At 70.1% G+C, this 17369-nt stretch carries 13 protein-coding genes and 1 pseudogene; 6 read left to right on the forward strand and 8 right to left on the reverse strand.

Features of this window, described 5'->3' with window-relative positions:
• Positions 1 to 194: 194 nt before the first annotated feature.
• A pseudogene (locus ACZ6JY_RS22245) lies at positions 195 to 581 on the forward strand (UTRA domain-containing protein); the annotation flags it as partial.
• A gap of 28 nt (positions 582 to 609) precedes the next feature.
• Positions 610 to 750: a hypothetical protein gene (locus tag ACZ6JY_RS22250; RefSeq protein WP_469197956.1), complete on the forward strand. Its 141-nt coding sequence runs from the start codon at positions 610 to 612 to the stop codon at positions 748 to 750.
• Between the two features lie 7 nt (positions 751 to 757).
• Here the strand turns inward: ACZ6JY_RS22250 and ACZ6JY_RS22255 are convergent, their stop codons facing one another.
• The 3 genes from ACZ6JY_RS22255 to ACZ6JY_RS22265 all read right to left on the reverse strand — a co-directional run bounded on the left by ACZ6JY_RS22255 (position 758) and on the right by ACZ6JY_RS22265 (position 7437).
• Positions 758 to 1273 (reverse strand): GtrA family protein, encoded by a 516-nt coding sequence (locus ACZ6JY_RS22255; protein WP_469197958.1) that lies wholly within the window; start codon positions 1271 to 1273, stop codon positions 758 to 760.
• Complete coding sequence (locus tag ACZ6JY_RS22260) at positions 1270 to 2088, reverse strand: polyprenol monophosphomannose synthase (protein ID WP_469197960.1); 819 nt, start codon at positions 2086 to 2088, stop codon at positions 1270 to 1272. The genes ACZ6JY_RS22255 and ACZ6JY_RS22260 overlap by 4 nt, the downstream gene beginning before the upstream one ends.
• Positions 2089 to 2493: 405 nt before the next feature.
• A complete protein-coding gene (locus ACZ6JY_RS22265) occupies positions 2494 to 7437 on the reverse strand; it encodes an NAD-glutamate dehydrogenase (protein WP_469197961.1) in 4944 nt (1647 codons plus the stop codon).
• Between the two features lie 480 nt (positions 7438 to 7917).
• On the opposite strand from ACZ6JY_RS22265, the gene ACZ6JY_RS22270 reads away from it, so the two are divergent.
• Positions 7918 to 8484: a DJ-1/PfpI family protein gene (locus ACZ6JY_RS22270; protein WP_469197963.1), complete on the forward strand. Its 567-nt coding sequence runs from the start codon at positions 7918 to 7920 to the stop codon at positions 8482 to 8484.
• A gap of 37 nt (positions 8485 to 8521) precedes the next feature.
• On the opposite strand, the gene ACZ6JY_RS22275 is transcribed toward ACZ6JY_RS22270, so the two are convergent.
• Positions 8522 to 9196: an HAD family hydrolase gene (locus tag ACZ6JY_RS22275; protein ID WP_469197965.1), complete on the reverse strand. Its 675-nt coding sequence runs from the start codon at positions 9194 to 9196 to the stop codon at positions 8522 to 8524.
• Between the two features lie 56 nt (positions 9197 to 9252).
• Positions 9253 to 9759 carry a DUF6912 family protein gene (locus ACZ6JY_RS22280; protein ID WP_469197967.1) on the reverse strand — a complete coding sequence of 169 codons (507 nt, stop codon included), beginning with the start codon at positions 9757 to 9759 and terminating at the stop codon, positions 9253 to 9255.
• A gap of 322 nt (positions 9760 to 10081) precedes the next feature.
• On the opposite strand from ACZ6JY_RS22280, the gene ACZ6JY_RS22285 reads away from it, so the two are divergent.
• On the forward strand, positions 10082 to 10543 hold the full coding sequence (locus ACZ6JY_RS22285; protein ID WP_469197969.1) for an Rv3235 family protein: 462 nt from the start codon (positions 10082 to 10084) through the stop codon (positions 10541 to 10543).
• A gap of 138 nt (positions 10544 to 10681) precedes the next feature.
• Here the strand turns inward: ACZ6JY_RS22285 and secA are convergent, their stop codons facing one another.
• Positions 10682 to 13516 (reverse strand): preprotein translocase subunit SecA, encoded by a 2835-nt coding sequence (secA, locus tag ACZ6JY_RS22290; protein WP_469197971.1) that lies wholly within the window; start codon positions 13514 to 13516, stop codon positions 10682 to 10684.
• Positions 13517 to 13742: 226 nt separating this feature from the next.
• Between secA and ACZ6JY_RS22295 the strand changes: the two genes are divergently transcribed.
• Together ACZ6JY_RS22295 and ACZ6JY_RS22300 are read left to right on the forward strand one after the other, a co-directional pair.
• Positions 13743 to 14315: a GNAT family N-acetyltransferase gene (locus tag ACZ6JY_RS22295; protein WP_469197973.1), complete on the forward strand. Its 573-nt coding sequence runs from the start codon at positions 13743 to 13745 to the stop codon at positions 14313 to 14315.
• Between the two features lie 66 nt (positions 14316 to 14381).
• Complete coding sequence (locus ACZ6JY_RS22300; RefSeq protein WP_469197975.1) at positions 14382 to 15560, forward strand: winged helix-turn-helix domain-containing protein; 1179 nt, start codon at positions 14382 to 14384, stop codon at positions 15558 to 15560.
• A 22-nt stretch (positions 15561 to 15582) separates the two neighbouring features.
• Here ACZ6JY_RS22300 and ACZ6JY_RS22305 read toward each other — a convergent pair whose 3' ends face one another.
• Together ACZ6JY_RS22305 and hpf are read right to left on the reverse strand one after the other, a co-directional pair.
• A complete protein-coding gene (locus ACZ6JY_RS22305) occupies positions 15583 to 16326 on the reverse strand; it encodes a response regulator (protein ID WP_469197977.1) in 744 nt (247 codons plus the stop codon).
• Positions 16327 to 16522: 196 nt separating this feature from the next.
• Positions 16523 to 17215: a ribosome hibernation-promoting factor, HPF/YfiA family gene (gene hpf, locus ACZ6JY_RS22310; protein ID WP_469197979.1), complete on the reverse strand. Its 693-nt coding sequence runs from the start codon at positions 17213 to 17215 to the stop codon at positions 16523 to 16525.
• Between the last annotated feature and the right edge of the window lie 154 nt (positions 17216 to 17369).

The raw sequence follows: 17369 nt of genomic DNA on the forward strand, positions 1-17369 counted from the left end.
CCCGGGCGGCCTGGCTCGGCAGGGAGACGCTTCGACCCCCGCCCGGCTCGCGCCTGCCCGCCGGGCGCCCACCCGGCAGCACCGCACACCCCACACCACGCTCCGAACGACCGCCCCTCGCCCATCCACCTCTTCGACGCCTTGGCGCGCCCCCCCCGCCGTGACAAAGCCACGGTGAACGTGTAGAGCGGCAAAGGTCACCGAAGGGCGGCCAGCGCATCGTGCACGCCGGCGAGGTGCCCGCGCCGGACGAGGTGGCCCCCCTGCTCGGCACGGCCGACGGCGACACCGTCGTAGTACGCCGCCGAATCATCGAACTCGATGGCTGGCCCTGCGAGTTGACAGACACCTACTACCCCGTCGACATCGCCCGCGGCACCCGCCTCGCCGAGACCGGCAAGATCCGCGGCGGAGCCGTGACCCTGCTCGCCGAGCGGGAAGCCCTGCGGCTGGCGCCGGACGAACCCGTCCTGGGACTGACCCGGGTCACCCTGGATCACGACGACCGCCCGATCCAGGTCGACATGATGGTCATGCCCGCCCACCGCCAGCGGCTGCGCTACGAGATCAGGATCGGATGACAGTGCCCCATATCTCCGGGACGAAATCATGAGCGCACTGCACCTGCTCAAGGACGGCGGTCACCGTCCGCGAGCACCGGCAGCGGACCATCCGGCCCGCCTCCTGCATGCCACGGTCATGGTCAAGGCGGGGCATCTGTACGAGTTGCGGTACGAGTTCACCCCGTGACGGCCGCTCAGAGCCGGCCCGCGCCCTGTCCGTGCTGGAAGACCCACGTCCGGTAGACCAGGAAGCGGAACGCCGAGGCCAGGACGATCGACAGGGCCTTGGCGATGTTCGAGGTGAGCGGTCCGCTCATGTCCGCTCCGTGGTACGCCGCGTAGAACAGGGCGCTCTCCATCGCCACGCCGATCCCGCTGAAGACGAAGAAGAGGGCGATCTGGCGCTTGGTGCGCGAGGCGCGGTCCCGGTACGCGAAGAAGCGGAAGCCCAGGTAGTTGGTGCCCATCGCCACGCAGCTCGCCAGGACGGTCGCCGTCATCGCGCCCGAGCCGATGCCGTGCAGGAGGAGGTTGAAGACGAGCAGGTTGACCGCGACTCCGCTGCCGCCGACCAGGCCGAACTTCACCAGCTCCAGGACGAGCAGGCGCAGCCGTACGAGGGGCGAGCGGGGCGGGGCCGGTGCCGCGGGGACCGGCGGGGCCTGGCGGGAAGTGGAGGGCGGGGCCTCCTGGAGGGTGGAGGGCGTCATCCGCGCGGCCCCGTGCCACGGCCGGCGGCTCTCGCGTCGAGCCGCAGCTTCCACGGCATGACGATGGACTCCAGCTGCACCATGAGGTTCATCTTCGACTCGCCGACCGTGCGGTCCTCGAAGTGGATCGGCACCTCCATGACGCCGAAGCCGCGCCGCACCGCCCGGTACTTCATCTCGACCTGGAAGCTGTAGCCCGCGCTGTCCACGGAGGCCAGGTCGATGGCGCGCAGGGCGTCCGCGCGCCAGAGGTTGAAGCCGCCGGTGATGTCGCGGACGCGGGTGCCGAGGATGGTGCCGGCGTAGGCGTTGGCCCAGCGGGAGAGCAGCTTGCGGTGGGCGCCCCAGGCCTCGGAGAGGGTGCCGCCCTCGACGTACCGGCTGCCGATGACGACGCCCGCGTCGGTGGCGAGGGCGACACCGAGGAGCTCGGCGGCCTTGGCGGTGGGGTGGCTGCCGTCGGCGTCCATCTGGAGGACGTAGTGGGCGCCCTCGGCGACGGCCCGCGTCATCCCGGCGGCGTAGGCACGGCCGAGGCCGTCCTTCTCGGTGCGGTGCAGCACGCTCATCCGGGTGCTGCCGTACCGCTCGGCGAAGCGTTCGGCGATGGCGCCCGTGCCGTCGGGGCTGGAGTCGTCGACGACGAGGAGCCGCAGGCCCGGCAGCGGGAGCGCCATCAGGGCCTCGGCCATGCCGGGCAGGTTCCCGGCCTCGTTGTACGTGGGCATGACCACGGTCAGCGGAGTGGCGGCCCAGGACTCCGGCAGCCGCGCGGCGAGGTCTTCGGAGAGGTTCTCGGGGGTGTTCACGGTCATGACTCAAGCCCTTCGGTGGTCCGCGGTCGATGGTCCGGGGGACTCCGGAGTCCGGGGTCCGGAATCCGGCGAGAGGGGCGGGGCGGCGCGGGGCAGCCCTCCACTCTGCCGGGCCTGAATCTCGTGATCTCGTACCTCCGTCAGACAATCTCACCCACCTTAGCCCGAATGCCCGGATTAATGCGGTATGGCGACTCCCATCACCCGGCCGGCGGCGACGGGCCGACGGCGACGGGCAGGCCCTACCGAAGACGTCTTCCGCCCCGCTCACGTTGCCTGGCACCCCACGCGGAAGCACCCGCCCGGAAGCACGCACCCGAAAGCGCGCACGCAAAAGCCGCACGCAAAAGGGGGGCGCCCCGAGCCCGATGGCCCGGGGCGCCCCCCTTCACGTACCGCCGAAGGCTACGAGTGCGTGCGCAGCAGCGTGCGCATCGTCCGCATCGCGACCGACAGGTTGGCCAGGTCGAAGGAGTCCGAGCTCTGGATCTCCTCCAGGGTCGTCCGCGCCCGGCTCAGGATCGGGGCGTTCTTCTCCTCCCAGGCCTTGAAGCGCTGCTCCGGCGTGGACTCGCCGTTGCCCGCGGCGAGCACGTCGGCGGTCAGCGCGGCGTGCGCCGCGTACAGGTCCTCGCGGATGGAGGCGCGCGCCATGGACTGCCAGCGGTCGGCCCGCGGCAGCTCGATGATGCGGTCCATGAGCTGGGTGATCCGCAGCCGGTCGGCGAGGTCGTAGTAGACCTCGGCGACGGCCATCGGCTCCTTGCCCATCCGGTCGGCGACGGCCACGATGTCCAGCGCGGGGAAGGCCGAGGAGAACCCGGCGACGCGCTGCGCGAGCTCGCCGGGGACGCCCACGTCGGTCAGCTCGTCCCGGATGCCCTGGTACCACTCCGAGTCCGAGCCGCGAAGGAGCTGCGGCAGCTCGTCCCAGACCTTGGCGACGCCCTCACGGAAGAAGTCGATGGTCTCGGCGAGCTGGATCGGCTGCGGCCGGTTGTTGAGCAGCCAGCGCGCGCCGCGCTCGACCAGGCGGCGCGAGTGCAGCCGTACGCGGGTCTGGACGTCGGCGGCGACGACATTGTCGAGCGCCTCCACCTCGTCCCACACCTTGCTCAGGCCGAAGATCTCGCGGGCGGCGAGCTGCGCCCGCACGATCTCCTCCAGGGAGGCGCCCGTCTCCTCGCGCAGCCGGTGCAGGAAGGTCGAACCGCCGGTGTTCACCGTGTCGTTGACCAGGACCGTCGTGACGATCTCGCGACGCAGCGCGTGCCCGTCGACCTGCTCGGGGAACCGCTCGTGCAGCGCCTTCGGGAAGTACGCGTGCAGCAGCCGCTGGAGGTAGGCGTCGTCCGGCAGCGTCGTCTGGATCAGCTCGTCGGCGGCCGTGATCTTCGTGTAGGCGAGGAGCACGGCGAGCTCGGGCTGGGAGAGCCCGCGCCCGGAGTTGAGCAGTTCGCGGATCTGCCGGTCGTTGGGCAGGAACTCCAGGCTCCGGTCCAGGTGGCCCTGCTTGCCGAGCCTGCGCATGAAGCGCTGGTGGGCGTGGAGCAGGGACGGCGACTGGGCGACGGCGTTGGCGAGCGCGGTGTTCTGCGCGTAGTTGTTGCGCAGGACCAGGTGCCCGACCTCGTCGGTCATCTCGGCGAGCAGCTTGTTGCGCTGCTTGACCGTCATGTCGCCGTTGGCGACCACGGAGTTGAGCAGGATCTTGATGTTCACCTCGTGGTCGGAGGTGTCCACGCCCGCGCTGTTGTCGATGGCGTCGGTGTTGATGCGGCCGCCGGCGCGCCCGAACTCGATGCGGCCGAGCTGGGTGAGGCCGAGGTTGCCGCCCTCGCCGACGACCTTGGCCCGCAGGTCGGCGCCGTTGACGCGGATGGCGTCGTTGGCCTTGTCGCCGACGTCGGCGTTGGTCTCCGCCGTCGCCTTCACGTACGTGCCGATGCCGCCGTTCCACAGCAGGTCCACGGGGGCCTGGAGGATGGTCTTCATCAGGTCGGCCGGGGTCATCTTGACGATGTTGCCCTCGATGCCGAGCGCCGCCCGGATGTGGCCGTTGAGCTGGATCGCCTTGGCGGAGCGGGAGAAGATCCCGCCGCCGGCGGAGAGCAGCTCCTTGTCGTAGTCGGCCCACGAGGAGCGCGGCAGCTCGAAGAGGCGGCGGCGCTCCGCGTAGGAGGTCGCGGAGTCCGGCTTGGGGTCGATGAAGATGTGCCGGTGGTCGAATGCGGCGACCAGGCGGATGTGCTCGGAGAGCAGCATGCCGTTGCCGAACACGTCACCGGACATGTCACCGACGCCGACGACGGTGAAGTCCTCGGTCTGCGTGTCGGTGCCGAGCTCCCGGAAGTGCCGCTTGACGGACTCCCAGGCGCCGCGGGCGGTGATGCCCATGCCCTTGTGGTCGTAACCGGCGGAGCCGCCGGAGGCGAAGGCGTCACCGAGCCAGAAGTCGTACGACTCGGCGACCTGGTTGGCGATGTCGGAGAACGTCGCCGTGCCCTTGTCGGCCGCGACGACGAGGTACGTGTCGTCCTCGTCGTGCCGCACGACGTCGGCCGGGGGCACGACCTCGCCCGCGACCAGGTTGTCGGTGATGTCGAGCAGCGCCGAGATGAACGTCTTGTAGCAGGCGACGCCTTCCGCCAGCCACGCGTCACGGTCCACCGACGGGTCGGGGAGCTGCTTGGCGACGAAGCCGCCCTTGGCGCCGACGGGCACGATGACGGTGTTCTTGACCATCTGCGCCTTGACCAGGCCGAGGATCTCCGTACGGAAGTCCTCGCGCCGGTCGGACCAGCGCAGACCGCCGCGCGCGACCTTGCCGAAGCGCAGGTGCACGCCCTCGACGCGGGGCGAGTACACCCAGATCTCGTACGCGGGGCGGGGCGCGGGCAGGTCGGGGATGGCCTGCGGGTCGAACTTCATGGAGACGTAGGAGTGCGGCTCGCCGCTCTCCGTCTTCTGGAAGAAGTTCGTGCGCAGGGTCGCCTTGATGACGGTGAGGAAGGACCGCAGGATGCGGTCCTCGTCCAGGGAGGCGACCTGGTCGAGCGCCCCCTCCAGCTCCTCCAGGAGCCCGTCGGTCAGCTCGGTCCCGGCACTCTGGCGGCCGGGCGACATCCGCGCCTCGAAGAGCGAGACGAGCAGCCGTGTGGTGTGGACGTTGTTGCGGAGGGTGTCCTCCATGTAGTCCTGACTGAACGTCGAGCCCGCCTGGCGCAGGTACTTCGCGTAGGCGCGCAGGACCATCGCCTGGCGCCAGTCGAGGCCCGCGCGGAGCACCAGGGAGTTGAAGCCGTCGACCTCGGCCTCGCCGGTCCAGGCGGCGGCGAAGGCCTCCTGGAAGCGCTCGCGGCCGTCGTCACCGAGGTAGTCGCCGTTGTTGCCCGGCGCCTTGGGCATGCGCAGGCCGAAGTCGTAGATCCACGCGTGCGTGCGGTCCGCGCAGCGCAGCTCGTACGGGCGTTCGTCGGTGACCTCGACGCCGAGCCGCTGGAGCACCGGCAGCACGGCGGAGAGGGAGACCTGCCCGCCGGAGCGGTAGATCTTGAAGCGGCGCTCGCCGGGGGCCGCGCCCACCGGCTCGTACAGGGAGAGCGCGAAGTCCGTGTGCGCCTGGGAGAGCTGCTCCAGGTGCTGGAGGTCGGCGACGGCCGCGCGCGGGGTGTGGTCGGCCTTGTAGCCCTCGGGGAAGGCGTGCCCGTACCGGCGGATCAGCTCGGCGGCGCGCTCCTCGCCGCACTCGGCGGTCAGCGCCTCGGCGAAGCCGTCGGCCCAGGAGCGGGCGGCGTCGACGAGCCGTCCCTCGATGCGCTCGACGTCGGCGTCGGAGAGGTCGGGGACCTCGGCGCCCTTGGGCACCCTGACCACGAAGTGGATGCGGGAGAGGATCGACTCCGTGTTCCAGGCGGTGAAGTCGACGCTGGCGCCGTTCAGCTCCTCCTTGAGGATGTCGATGACCCGCAGCCGGACGCCGGTGGTGTAGCGGTCGCGCGGGAGATAGACGAGGGCGGAGTAGTAGCGCCCGTACTCGTCCTTGCGCAGGTACAGCCGGAGCCGGCGGCGCTCCTGGAGGTAGAGGACGCTCGTCACGATGGAGCGCAGCTCGTCGGCCGGGGTCTGGAACAGCTCGTCGCGCGGGTAGGTCTCCAGGATCTGGAGCAGGTCGCGCCCGTCGTGGCTGTTGGCGGAGAACCCGGCGCCCTTCAGGACTTCCTGGACCTTGCGGCGGATGACGGGCACCCGCCGTACGGACTCGGTGTACGCGGCGGACGAGAAGAGCCCGAGGAAGCGCCGCTCACCGATCACGTTGCCGTCGGCGTCGAACTTCTTCACGCCGACGTAGTCGAGGTAGCTGGGGCGGTGCACGGTCGCCCGGCTGTTGGCCTTGGTCAGGACGAGGAGCTTGTGCTCGCGGGCCTTGGCGCGCGCGTCGGCGGGCAGCCGGTTGAAGGACGGGCTGACCGGGTGGTGGTCGTCGCCGTGCTGGGGGTCGGCGCGCAGGACGCCGAGGCCGGTGCCGGGGACGGCCGCGAGGGAGTCGTCGTCCGTGAGGTTGTACTCGCGGAATCCCAGGAAGGTGAAATGGTTGTCGGCGAGCCAGCGGAGCAGCTCGCGGGCCTCCTCGACCTCCTGGTCGGGCAGGTCACCGGCGGTCGGCTCGGTGGGCAGCTCGTCGGCGATGCGCAGCGCCGCGTCGCGCATCTTCTCCCAGTCCTCGACCGTCTCGCGTACGTCGGAGAGGATCCGCAGCAGATCGGCGGTGATCTGCTTCAGGTCGGCCCGGTCGGTCTCGCGGTCCATCTCGACGTGGATCCACGACTCGACGAGCGCGTCGTGCGGCCGCTCGCCGCTCGCGCCGCCGGGCAGGACCTCCAGGAGCTTGCCGGTGACATCACGGCGCACGACGACCTGCGGGTGGATCACGACATGGATGCCGCGGCCCTGGCGGGAGAGCTCGTTGGTGACGGAGTCGACGAGGAAGGGCATGTCGTCGGTGACCACCTCGACGACGGAGTGGCTGCACGTCCAGCCGTTCTCCTCGACCGTCGGGGTGTGGACCCGCACGTTGGCCGTCCCCTGGGGGCGGTTCTCCGCGAGGCGGTAGTGCGAGAAGGCGGCTCCGAAGACGTCGACCGGGTCGCGGTCGGCCAGGTCCTCCGGGGCGGTGTGCAGGTAGTAGCGCTGGAGGAACGCGAGAGCCGTGTCCTGGTCCGGCGTGGCCCCGCTCGTCGTCCCGGTCGGTGCACCGTTCGGTAGGCGCCCCCCGACCGGGCTGTTCTCAGCTACCCGGGCGGCCCGCGCGAGCAGCTCGGTCTTGGCTTCGTCCAGCTTGGTCTGCATTGTCCTCTGACTCCTGTCGCGCGCCGTTGCGTGACGTAGAAGGAAGTGATGTGACGTAACGCCACGACGCGGGTTCTCCGGCCGGGATCGACGTTATGCCGCGGTGAAAGAAGAGCGGACGGCTTTCCGCCATTTTCAGCGGTTTCGCTGACGGATGGCTGGGTTGGCTCTGTCGGCCGTACCGCGAAGAAGCGTCAGCGAGGCCCCGGGCACGGATGTCCTCCGTGTTCCCCGGGCGCAGGGCGGGGGCGTCCATGCCCCCGCGGGATATCGCGCTGATCACGGGTCAAGGCTATCGCTCCGCACCGGGCAACCGTCATGAGCCGTATGTGTACAAAACCAGGACCCGAACATGGACAGTCTGCACAGTCCGGCCGGCGCCCGCCCCGTGGTCGGCCCCCTTGGCAAACCGGACGCGGGCGTGCACGTTGAGCAGGACGGGAAACGGACGTGCGCGACGGACTCGGGGAGCGAGCGCCGATGGCAGCCAAGATCCTGATAGTGACCGGTGACGCGGCGGAGTCGCTGGAGGTCCTGTACCCCTACCAGCGGCTGCGCGAGGAGGGCTACGGCGTCCACATCGCCGCCCCCGCCCGCAAGACGCTGCGGTTCGTGGTCCACGACTTCGAGCCGGGCTTCGACACGTACACGGAGAAACCGGGCTACACCTGGCCCGCCGACCTCGCCTTCTCCGAGGTGGATCCCGGCCAGTACGTCGCCCTGGTGATCCCGGGCGGCCGGGCCCCGGAGTACCTGCGCAACGACCCGGAGCTCCGCAAGATCCTCAAGTCCTTCTTCGACGCGGACAAGCCGGTCGCCCAGATCTGCCACGGCCCGCTCCTGACGGCGGCCACCGGCAGCCTGAGCGGCCGCCGCGTCACGGCGTACCCGGCCCTGGAACTGGACATGCAGACGGCCGGGGCGACCTACCAGGACGCTGAGGTCGTGGTCGACGGCACCCTGGTCTCCTCCCGCGCCTGGCCGGACCACTCGGGCTGGATGCGCGAGTTCCTCACGGTCCTACGAGCGAAGGCACCGGCGACGTAGGGCTGGGGGTCGGCTGGGGCGGGGCGCTCAGCCGGGCTCAGGCCGCGAGGCGTTCCGCCTCTGCCACCGCTTCCGTCAGGCTGTCGACGACGGGCACCCCGGCGGTCTCCAGGCTGACCCGGCTGTGCGAGCCGCCGGTGTAGAGCACGGCCCGCGCCCCGACGTGCGCGGCGGCGACCGCGTCGTCCACGGCGTCCCCGATCACGACGACCCGCTCGGCCGCCGCGACGACACCTTCGAGCGCGGCCAGGTGCCGCGCCATGCGCTCGGCCTTGCCCGCGTGGGAGGTGTCGGTGCGCCCGTCGATCCGTACGAAGTGCTCGTGGATCCCGTGCCTGCGCACGATCGGCACCAGATGCTCGTGCGGGGCCAGCGAAAGCAACGACTGCGTACGCCCACCGGCCCGCCGCTCGGCCAGCAGTTGCGCGGCCCCTTCGGCGAGCCCGCAGGTCTGCGCCCGGGCCCAGTAGTGCTTGTGGAAGACGGCATCCATGAGCTGCCACTCGCTGTCACTCGGCAGCCGGCCCATGAGCCGCTCGTAGAACCGCGGGATGGGCACGCAGTACAGCTCGCGATACCGCTCCAGCGTGATCGGCTCAAGACCGAGCTCCGCGAAGGAGGCATTCGTGGCCTCGATCACCGCATGGATGTCATGCAGCAGAGTCCCGTTCCAGTCCCAGACGATGTGCGCCCCGCGCCCGACTTTCCCCATCCCACAAACCTACCCACCCGGCCGGCCACCGAGTCCCCTCCCCCCGAGCTGACACCTCAGCTCAGCAGCCCAGGAATCTCCTGCGTGGCGAACCAGAGCAGCTCATGCCCCTCCGCCCCGTCCACGAGGAACCCCGCGTCCGCGTCCCCGAGATCCGCCGCCCCCAACGCGGCGGCCGCGGCCGCGACGTCCTCCTCCGCCTCGTCGGAGTCCACATGCACGGCGGCGGCCTTGGCCAGCGGCAGGGCGGCAGCGAGCCGCACCTCTCCCAGCGCGCCCTCGTCGAGCCCCCGGTCGGGGTCCGCGACGGCCGCCCCGTCCGGCACGTCCGCCGCGAGGACGACCCGCCGCCGCGCCGCCCCGGGATCCCCCGCGACCAGCCGCAGCGAGGCGAGCGCCGCCCGGTTCAGAGCCGCGTACTCCAGTTCCTCGATGTCGTCGGAGACGTACCACTCCCGCAGCGCCGGCGTCACCGCGTAGGCGACCAGCGGCCCCGGCCCCAGCTCGCCCGCCTTGTGCGCCTCGGCGAGCCGGGGAAGGGTCAGGGGAACGTAGACACGCATGGAAAGACCGCTTTCGCTCACGTCCGCACGGGGCGGACTCGGGGCCCGCGCGGAGCCGGCCCGTAGCCGTGGAAAGGACCCCCAGGATACGTCCGGGAGTCCCCCATCGAGCTCCCCCCACCCCTCGCGGAACTGTCACCCCCACGCCACCGATTCACCCGGTACCGCCCAACGGCCACCGCACTTCCAGAGCCTCCGCTCACCCGGATAGGTGACTTCAGGACCAGCGCTCCGCACCCGCGCCGGACCTTGCGCCGCGCCCCGCCATCCCCGTACAAGAACGGCTACACAAAGTTACTCCCCGGTACGAAGGAGGCGCTCGATGCGCAAGGTGATGACAAGGCGCCCGTCGGTGACCCGCCCGTCCGCAGGCCGCCCCCCGAACCGCAGGGACACCCGTACGAGCCGCTCCGCGGGCCGCCCGCCCGGCACGGTCCCGGCCCAGCCGCCCCCGCACCCCACGGAGCTCTTCGCGGAGCGCCTGGTCCTCGTCCTCAGCGGCCAGCGGCCCATCCACTGGGTGGCCAGGCACATCGCCAACACGGCCTACGACGAACTGGTCCGCCTCGCCGAGCTGAACCCGCTCCGCGCGGACGGCCGCCGCCCCACCGTCCACCGGATCGGCCACTACCAGCCGCACCCGGACGCCTACGAGGTCTTCGCCCGCGTCGCGGCGGGCCCGAGGCTGCGGGCCCTGGCGTTCCGCCTGGCCCTGGGCGCGGACCGCAAGTGGCGGTGCACGGCGGTGGAGATGGCACTGGACGGCAACGGAGGCGGCGGCTGAGAGCGGCCCCCGCTTGGGCCCCCTCGGGCAAGCCGAAGGGGCCGGAAGCAGAACTTCCGGCCCCTTCCGAAGCCACCGTCAGCGGCTCAGAGCGAAGTCGCCGAGGACGACGCCGCCCAGTACAGCGACAGCGTCACGTCACTTCTTGCGGCGACGCCCGCCCTTCTGGGCCTTCCGCCGCTCCGCGCGGGTCATCCCGTCCGACTCCGACCGCACACCGGCGCCGTCCGTGGCGAAGTCACCCTCGTCGACGCCGCCCTCGGCGTTCGGCGCCTGGAAGTGCAGACGGTCGGGCCGCTGCGGGGCCTCAAGGCCCTTGGCGCGGATCTCGGGACGCGCCCCGGCGGGAACCGCGTCCTGGACACCGTCCTTGGAGAGCGACGTGGCGGACGCCGAGTCCTCGACCGGGACCTCCTCGACCTGCTGCTCGACCTGGACCTCCAGGTTGAACAGGTAGCCGACGGACTCCTCCTTGATGCCGTCCATCATGGCGTTGAACATGTCGAAGCCCTCACGCTGGTACTCCACCAGCGGGTCCTTCTGCGCCATGGCGCGGAGGCCGATGCCCTCCTGGAGGTAGTCCATCTCGTAGAGGTGCTCGCGCCACTTGCGGTCGAGCACCGAGAGGACGACCCGCCGCTCCAGCTCACGCATGATGTCGGAGCCGAGCTGCTCCTCACGCGACGCGTACTGCTGGTGGATGTCGTCCTTGATGGACTCGGAGATGAACTCGGCGGTCAGACCCGCGCGGTCACCCGCCGTGTCCTCCAGCTCCTCGACGGTGACCGCGACGGGGTAGAGCTGCTTGAAGGCGCCCCACAGCCGGTCCAGGTCCCACTCCTCGGCGAAGCCCTCGGCGGTCTCCGCCGCGATGTACGCCTCGATGGTGTCGTCCATGAAGTGCGCGATCTGCTCCTGGAGGTCCTCGCCCTCCAGGACGCGGCGACGCTCTCCGTAGATGACCTCACGCTGCCGGTTGAGGACCTCGTCGTACTTCAGGACGTTCTTGCGCGTCTCGAAGTTCTGCTGCTCGACCTGCGACTGGGCGGAGGCGATGGCGCGCGTGACCATCTTGTTCTCGATCGGCACGTCGTCCGGCACGTTCGCCATGGACATCACGCGCTCGACCATCTGCGCCTTGAACAGACGCATCAGGTCGTCGCCGAGCGAGAGGTAGAACCGGGACTCGCCGGGGTCGCCCTGACGGCCGGAACGGCCGCGGAGCTGGTTGTCGATGCGGCGCGACTCGTGCCGCTCGGTGCCGAGGACGTAGAGCCCGCCGAGGTCCTTGACCTCTTCGAACTCGGCCTTGACGGCCCGCTCGGCCTTCTCCAGGGCGGCCGGCAGCGCCGCGGCCCACTCCTCGACGTGCTCGACGGGGTCCAGGCCGCGCTGGCGCAGCTCCGCCTCGGCGAGGTCGTCGGGGTTGCCGCCGAGCTTGATGTCCGTGCCTCGTCCGGCCATGTTCGTGGCGACGGTGACGGCACCCTTGCGGCCGGCCTGGGCGACGATGGTCGCCTCTCGGTCGTGCTGCTTGGCGTTGAGCACCTCGTGCTGGACGCCGCGCTTGGAGAGCTGCTGGGAGAGGTACTCCGACTTCTCCACGGACGTCGTGCCGACCAGGATCGGCTGGCCCTTCTCGTGCTTCTCGGCGATGTCGTCGACGACGGCGGCGAACTTCGCGACCTCGGTGCGGTAGATCAGGTCGGACTGGTCCGCGCGGACCATCGGCCGGTTCGTCGGGATCGGCACGACGCCCAGCTTGTAGATCTGGTGGAACTCGGCGGCCTCGGTCATGGCCGTACCGGTCATGCCGGACAGGCCGCTGTCGTAGCCCTCGCGCTTGTAGAGGCGGAAGAAGTTCTGGAGGGTGATGGTGGCGAGAGTCTGGTTCTCGTCCTTGATGTCCACCCCTTCCTTCGCCTCGATCGCCTGGTGCATGCCCTCGTTGTAGCGGCGGCCGGCGAGGATACGGCCGGTGTGCTCGTCGACGATCATGACTTCGCCGTCGATGACGACGTAGTCCTTGTCCTTCTTGAAGAGTTCCTTGGCCTTGATGGCGTTGTTGAGATAGCCCACCAGGGGCGTGTTCACCGACTCGTAGAGATTGTCGATGCCGAGCCAGTCCTCGACCTTGGCCACGCCGGGCTCGTGGATGGCGACGGTGCGCTTCTTCTCGTCGACCTCGTAGTCGCCGGTCTCCTCGATGCCCTTGAGCTGGTTTCCGGGCTCACCCTTGGTGAGTCGCGTGACCAGCTTGGCGAAGTCGCCGTACCACTTGGTGGCCTGGTCGGCGGGGCCGGAGATGATCAGCGGCGTACGGGCCTCGTCCACGAGGATCGAGTCGACCTCGTCGACGATCGCGAAGTTGTGGCCGCGCTGCACCAGCTCGTCCTGCGACCACGCCATGTTGTCGCGGAGGTAGTCGAAGCCGAATTCGTTGTTCGTGCCGTACGTGATGTCACAGCTGTACTGCTCACGGCGCTGGGCCGGGGTCATATTGGCGAGGATGCAGCCGACCCTCAGGCCCAGGAACTTGTGGACGCGACCCATCATGTCGGAGTCGCGCTCGGCCAGGTAGTCATTGACCGTGATGATGTGGACGCCCTTGCCGGACAGGGCGTTCAGGTACGCGGGGAGCGTGCCGACGAGGGTCTTGCCCTCGCCGGTCTTCATCTCCGCGACATAGCCCATGTGCAGCGCGGCGCCGCCCATCATCTGGACGTCGTAGTGGCGCTGGCCCAGGACGCGCTTGGCGGCCTCGCGGACCGTCGCGAAGGCCTCGGGCAGGAGGTCGTCGAGCGTCTCGCCGTCGGCGTAACGCTCCTTGTACTCCTCGGTCAGCGCGCGCAGCTCGGCGTCGGAGAGGCTGACGAAGTCCTCTTCGATGGAGTTGACCTGGTCCGCGATGCGGTGCAGCTTGCGCAGGATCTTGCCTTCGCCTGCACGCATGATCTTCGAGAGGACGGACACGGGGGTTGGTCTCCTTGCCGGTCGGGCCTGGCATGGTCGGTTTTACTCGTCGGGCAACGGCCATCGTATGCGAGGACCCGGCTGCGCCGGGAGGTCTGCTCTCAGGTCAACGGACGAGGGCCGCCGAAGGTGCCGGGTGGGGCCCGCGAGTGCCCCGCGCGGGCCGATCGCGACGAGCGGACAAAAAGGGCTGGCACCCGGAACAGCGCCCCCGCATCATCGCTTGATGGAGCCCGTCACACTCACCACCGAACGCCTGTGCCTGCGCGTCTTCACGTCCGCCGACGTCGACGAGATCTTCGCGGCGTGCCAGGACCCGGACATCCAGCGCTGGACCACGATTCCCTCGCCGTACGCGCGCGTGGACGCCGAGAACTTCGTGGCCACCATGGTCCCCGCGGGATGGCACAACGACTCCGAGTACACCTTCTCCGTACGGCCCCGCGGGGGCGGCCCCCTGATCGCCGCCGCCAGCCTGCACCACCCGCGCTCGGGCACCTGGGAGGTCGGCTACTGGACGGCCAAGGAGCACCGCGGCCGCGGCCACATGACCGAGACGGTGCTCGCCCTCGCCCGCTGGGCCTTCACGGAGCTGCGCTGCCCCCGCCTGGAGTGGCGCGCGGAGGTGGGCAACAACGGCTCGCGCGCGGTCGCGGAGAAGGCCGGCTTCACGGTCGAGGGCGTACTCCGCGCGGGCCTGCTCAACAAGGGCACGCTCCGTGACGCCTGGGTCGGCGCCCTGCTGCCCTCGGACCTCGGCATGCCGACTCCGTACCCGTACCTGCCCGCGAGGCCCTGAGAACCGGATCCCGGGGGTCCGGAATTCCGGGCCCGGTTGTCAGTGCCGCCGCCTATCGTTTCGACCATGACGAGCCTGCCGCGCCCTGCCATGGAACTCTCCGCCGACGAGGCCCGCCGCGTCGCCCTGCGCGCCCAGGGCTTCCTCGGCGCCCCGGACCGCAGGGCCGGTGTGCGAGGCGTGCTGCGGCATCTCGGCGCGGTCCAGCTCGACACGATCTCGGTCCTGGCCCGCTCGCACGAGCTCGTTCCTTACGCACGGCTCGGCGCCGTGGGCCGCGACACCGTGGAGGCGGCGTACTGGGGGGCGAAGGACCGCGTCCAGCCGCACGCCTTCGAGTACTGGTCGCACGCCGCGTGCATCCTGCCCGTCGAGGAGTGGCCGCACTTCGCGTTCCGCCGCCGCGCCTACCGCTCCCGCCCGCACTGGCACCACGACCTGCCCGACGGGGCGTATGACCAGGTCATCAAGCAACTGCGCGTGGAGGGCCCGCTGACGGCCACGGAGTTGGGCGGCGCGAAGAACAAGGGCGAGTGGTGGGACTGGTCCGAGTCGAAGATCGCCGTGGAGCGCGCGCTGATGTACGGCGAGGTGGTGTGCACCGAGCGCCGCTCCTGGAAGCGGGTGTACGACCTGGCGGAGCGCGCGATCCCGGAGGCGCTGCTGCACGACGACCTGAGCGACGTGGAGTGCCTGCGCCGCCTGGTGCGCCTGGCCGGTGAGTCGCTCGGCGTCGGCACGCGCGCGGACATCGCCGACTATCACCGCCTCAAGGGCGAGCAGTTCGATCTGGTGGTCGCGGACTCGGGTCTGGTGCCGGTGACGGTCGAGGGCTGGGACAAGCCCGCGTGGGCCGACCCGGAGGCCCTGCGGACGACGCCGCGCGGCCGGCACCGCACGACGCTGCTCTCGCCCTTCGACTCCCTGGTCTGGGAGCGGGCGCGCACGGAGCGGATCTTCGGCTTCACGCACCGCCTGGAGGCGTATGTCCCCAAGCCCAAGCGGATACACGGCTATTTCGCGATGCCGCTGCTCGCGGGCGGCAGGCTCCTGGGCCGCGTCGATCCGGCGCGCGAGGGGAGCACGCTGGTGGCCAAGCAGGTCTCGCTCGACGCTCCGAAGGCGGTCGCGCCGATGGCCCAGGCCCTCCTGGAGGCGGCGTCGTGGGTCGGCTGCGATTCCGTTCGGGTGGAGCGGGTGAACCGCCCCGAGCTGACGGCCGGCCTGGTGCGGGCCCTCGCCTGACCCGCACCCGGTGCCGCGACCCTCATCTGATCTCGAGGATCTTCTCCCGCATCGCGTAGACGACGGCCTCCATCCTGGAGTGCAGCTGAAGCTTCTCCAGGATGTTGCGCACGTGGTTCTTCACGGTGTTCTCGGAGATGAACAGCTCTTTGGCGATGTCGCGGTTGTTCATCCCGGTGGCGACGAGCTTGAGCACTTCCAGCTCGCGCTCGGTCAGCCGGGGCGCGGGCACGAGACGGCGCTCGTCGGTGCGCTGGATCATGGATTTGAACTCGGTGAGCAGCTTCGATGCCATCGACGGGCTGATCTGGGACTGCCCGTCGGCCACCGCGCGGATAGCGGTGGCCACCTCGTCCGTGGAGATCTCCTTCAGGAGATATCCGGTGGCGCCCGCCTTGATCGCGTCGTAGAGATCGGCTTCCTCGTCGCTGATCGTCAGCATGATGATCTTGGCGCTCGGCGCGACCTCCTTGATGGAGGTGCACGCCTCGATGCCGCCGCGTTTCGGCATGCGTACGTCCATGAGCACGATGTCGGGCAGCAGATCGGCGGCCTTGTCCACCGCCTCCGCGCCGTCGCCCGCTTCCCCGACGACCTGGATGTCCTCCTCGGCGGCGAGGACGATCTCCAGGCCACGACGGAAGAGGGCGTGGTCGTCCACCACCAGGACCCTGATCGGCTCCTTGCGCGGGGCGCCCGTGTCCGTGCCGATGCCGATGCCGTCCCCGGCATGCCCGTGATGCATCGGTCCGAAGCTGTCCGCCATCGTTCCTCCCCCATGAAGGCCGTGGCCTGTTGTGGCTCTGCTGCGCCAACCCGAGGCGGCAGCACACCGGTTGGCCGGCGAGGTCATGATTTCATGCCTGGCGCCGGTGCGGTGCGCGCACTGGTCGCACGAGGGTGCCCCTGGGGGCGCACACGCGCTCCAGGGGCACCACGTCAGCGGTTCACGGGGGCGGCGGTCAGCCGCCGAGTGCTCCGCCGCCACCGGCCGATTCGGCCCTGGCGACCATGGGGTCGGTGTTGAGACGGATGACGCCGTAGTCATAGGCGTGCCGTCGGTAGACGACGCTGGGTTCCTTGGATTCGGAGTCGACGAACAAGTAGAAGTCGTGCCCGACCAGTTCCATCTCGTAGAGCGCCTGGTCCAGCGTCATGGGTGCCGCGACGTGCGTCTTCTCGCGGACCACGAGGGGTCCTTCGCCCTGGATCTCCAGGGAACCGATCCTCTTGACCGGAACGCCGTCCGGCTCTTCCTCGCGTACGACGGTGCCGTTTCCGTTGAGCGTCGCCGCGTCCGGGACCCGCTCGGTGACCTCGGCGGCGGAGAGCCTGCCGGTGCCCCGGCGGTTGTGGCGCTTCTCGTGCTGCTTGCGCAGCCGCGCGTCGAGCTTGGCCGTGGCCAGGTCGAGTGCCGCGTACGGATCGGCTGCCGATGCCTCCGCGCGAATCACGGGCCCGCGCCCGCGGAGAGTGATCTCCACACGGTCGGAACGGTCGGCCTGACGCGGATTGGTTTCCTTGGACACCTCGACGTCGAGGTGGATCACCTTGCCGTCGAGCCTCTGGATCTTGTCCAGCTTCAGCTTCTCGGCCACGTGCTTGCGGAACCGCTCGGGTACCTCGGTCTTGCGGCCCTTGACGACGATGTCCACGCAGAACTCCGTTCCCGGATCGCTCCGCTTCGGCGGCGGAGCATCTCCCTTTTGCACCAGACCCCGGTGATCTCCCGGGGCCTCGGACTCGGTGACTTCCACCTCCTCCTCCCCCATGGGCAAGATCTCCACCCACCGGTCCGGGTGATTGCGG

The sequence above is a fragment of the Streptomyces sp. NPDC046335 genome (assembly GCF_055587985.1).

Excerpts from the sequence above, each read along its gene's own strand:
- ACZ6JY_RS22250 (WP_469197956.1), top strand. The coding sequence starts at position 610 with ATGAGCGCACTGCACCTGCTCAAGGACGGCGGTCACCGTCCGCGAGCA.
- ACZ6JY_RS22255 (WP_469197958.1), bottom strand. The coding sequence starts at position 1,273 with ATGACGCCCTCCACCCTCCAGGAGGCCCCGCCCTCCACTTCCCGCCAG.
- ACZ6JY_RS22260 (WP_469197960.1), bottom strand. The coding sequence starts at position 2,088 with ATGACCGTGAACACCCCCGAGAACCTCTCCGAAGACCTCGCCGCGCGG.
- ACZ6JY_RS22265 (WP_469197961.1), bottom strand. The coding sequence starts at position 7,437 with ATGCAGACCAAGCTGGACGAAGCCAAGACCGAGCTGCTCGCGCGGGCC.
- ACZ6JY_RS22270 (WP_469197963.1), top strand. The coding sequence starts at position 7,918 with ATGGCAGCCAAGATCCTGATAGTGACCGGTGACGCGGCGGAGTCGCTG.
- ACZ6JY_RS22275 (WP_469197965.1), bottom strand. The coding sequence starts at position 9,196 with ATGGGGAAAGTCGGGCGCGGGGCGCACATCGTCTGGGACTGGAACGGG.
- ACZ6JY_RS22280 (WP_469197967.1), bottom strand. The coding sequence starts at position 9,759 with ATGCGTGTCTACGTTCCCCTGACCCTTCCCCGGCTCGCCGAGGCGCAC.
- ACZ6JY_RS22285 (WP_469197969.1), top strand. The coding sequence starts at position 10,082 with ATGCGCAAGGTGATGACAAGGCGCCCGTCGGTGACCCGCCCGTCCGCA.
- ACZ6JY_RS22295 (WP_469197973.1), top strand. The coding sequence starts at position 13,743 with ATGGAGCCCGTCACACTCACCACCGAACGCCTGTGCCTGCGCGTCTTC.
- ACZ6JY_RS22300 (WP_469197975.1), top strand. The coding sequence starts at position 14,382 with ATGACGAGCCTGCCGCGCCCTGCCATGGAACTCTCCGCCGACGAGGCC.
- ACZ6JY_RS22305 (WP_469197977.1), bottom strand. The coding sequence starts at position 16,326 with ATGGCGGACAGCTTCGGACCGATGCATCACGGGCATGCCGGGGACGGC.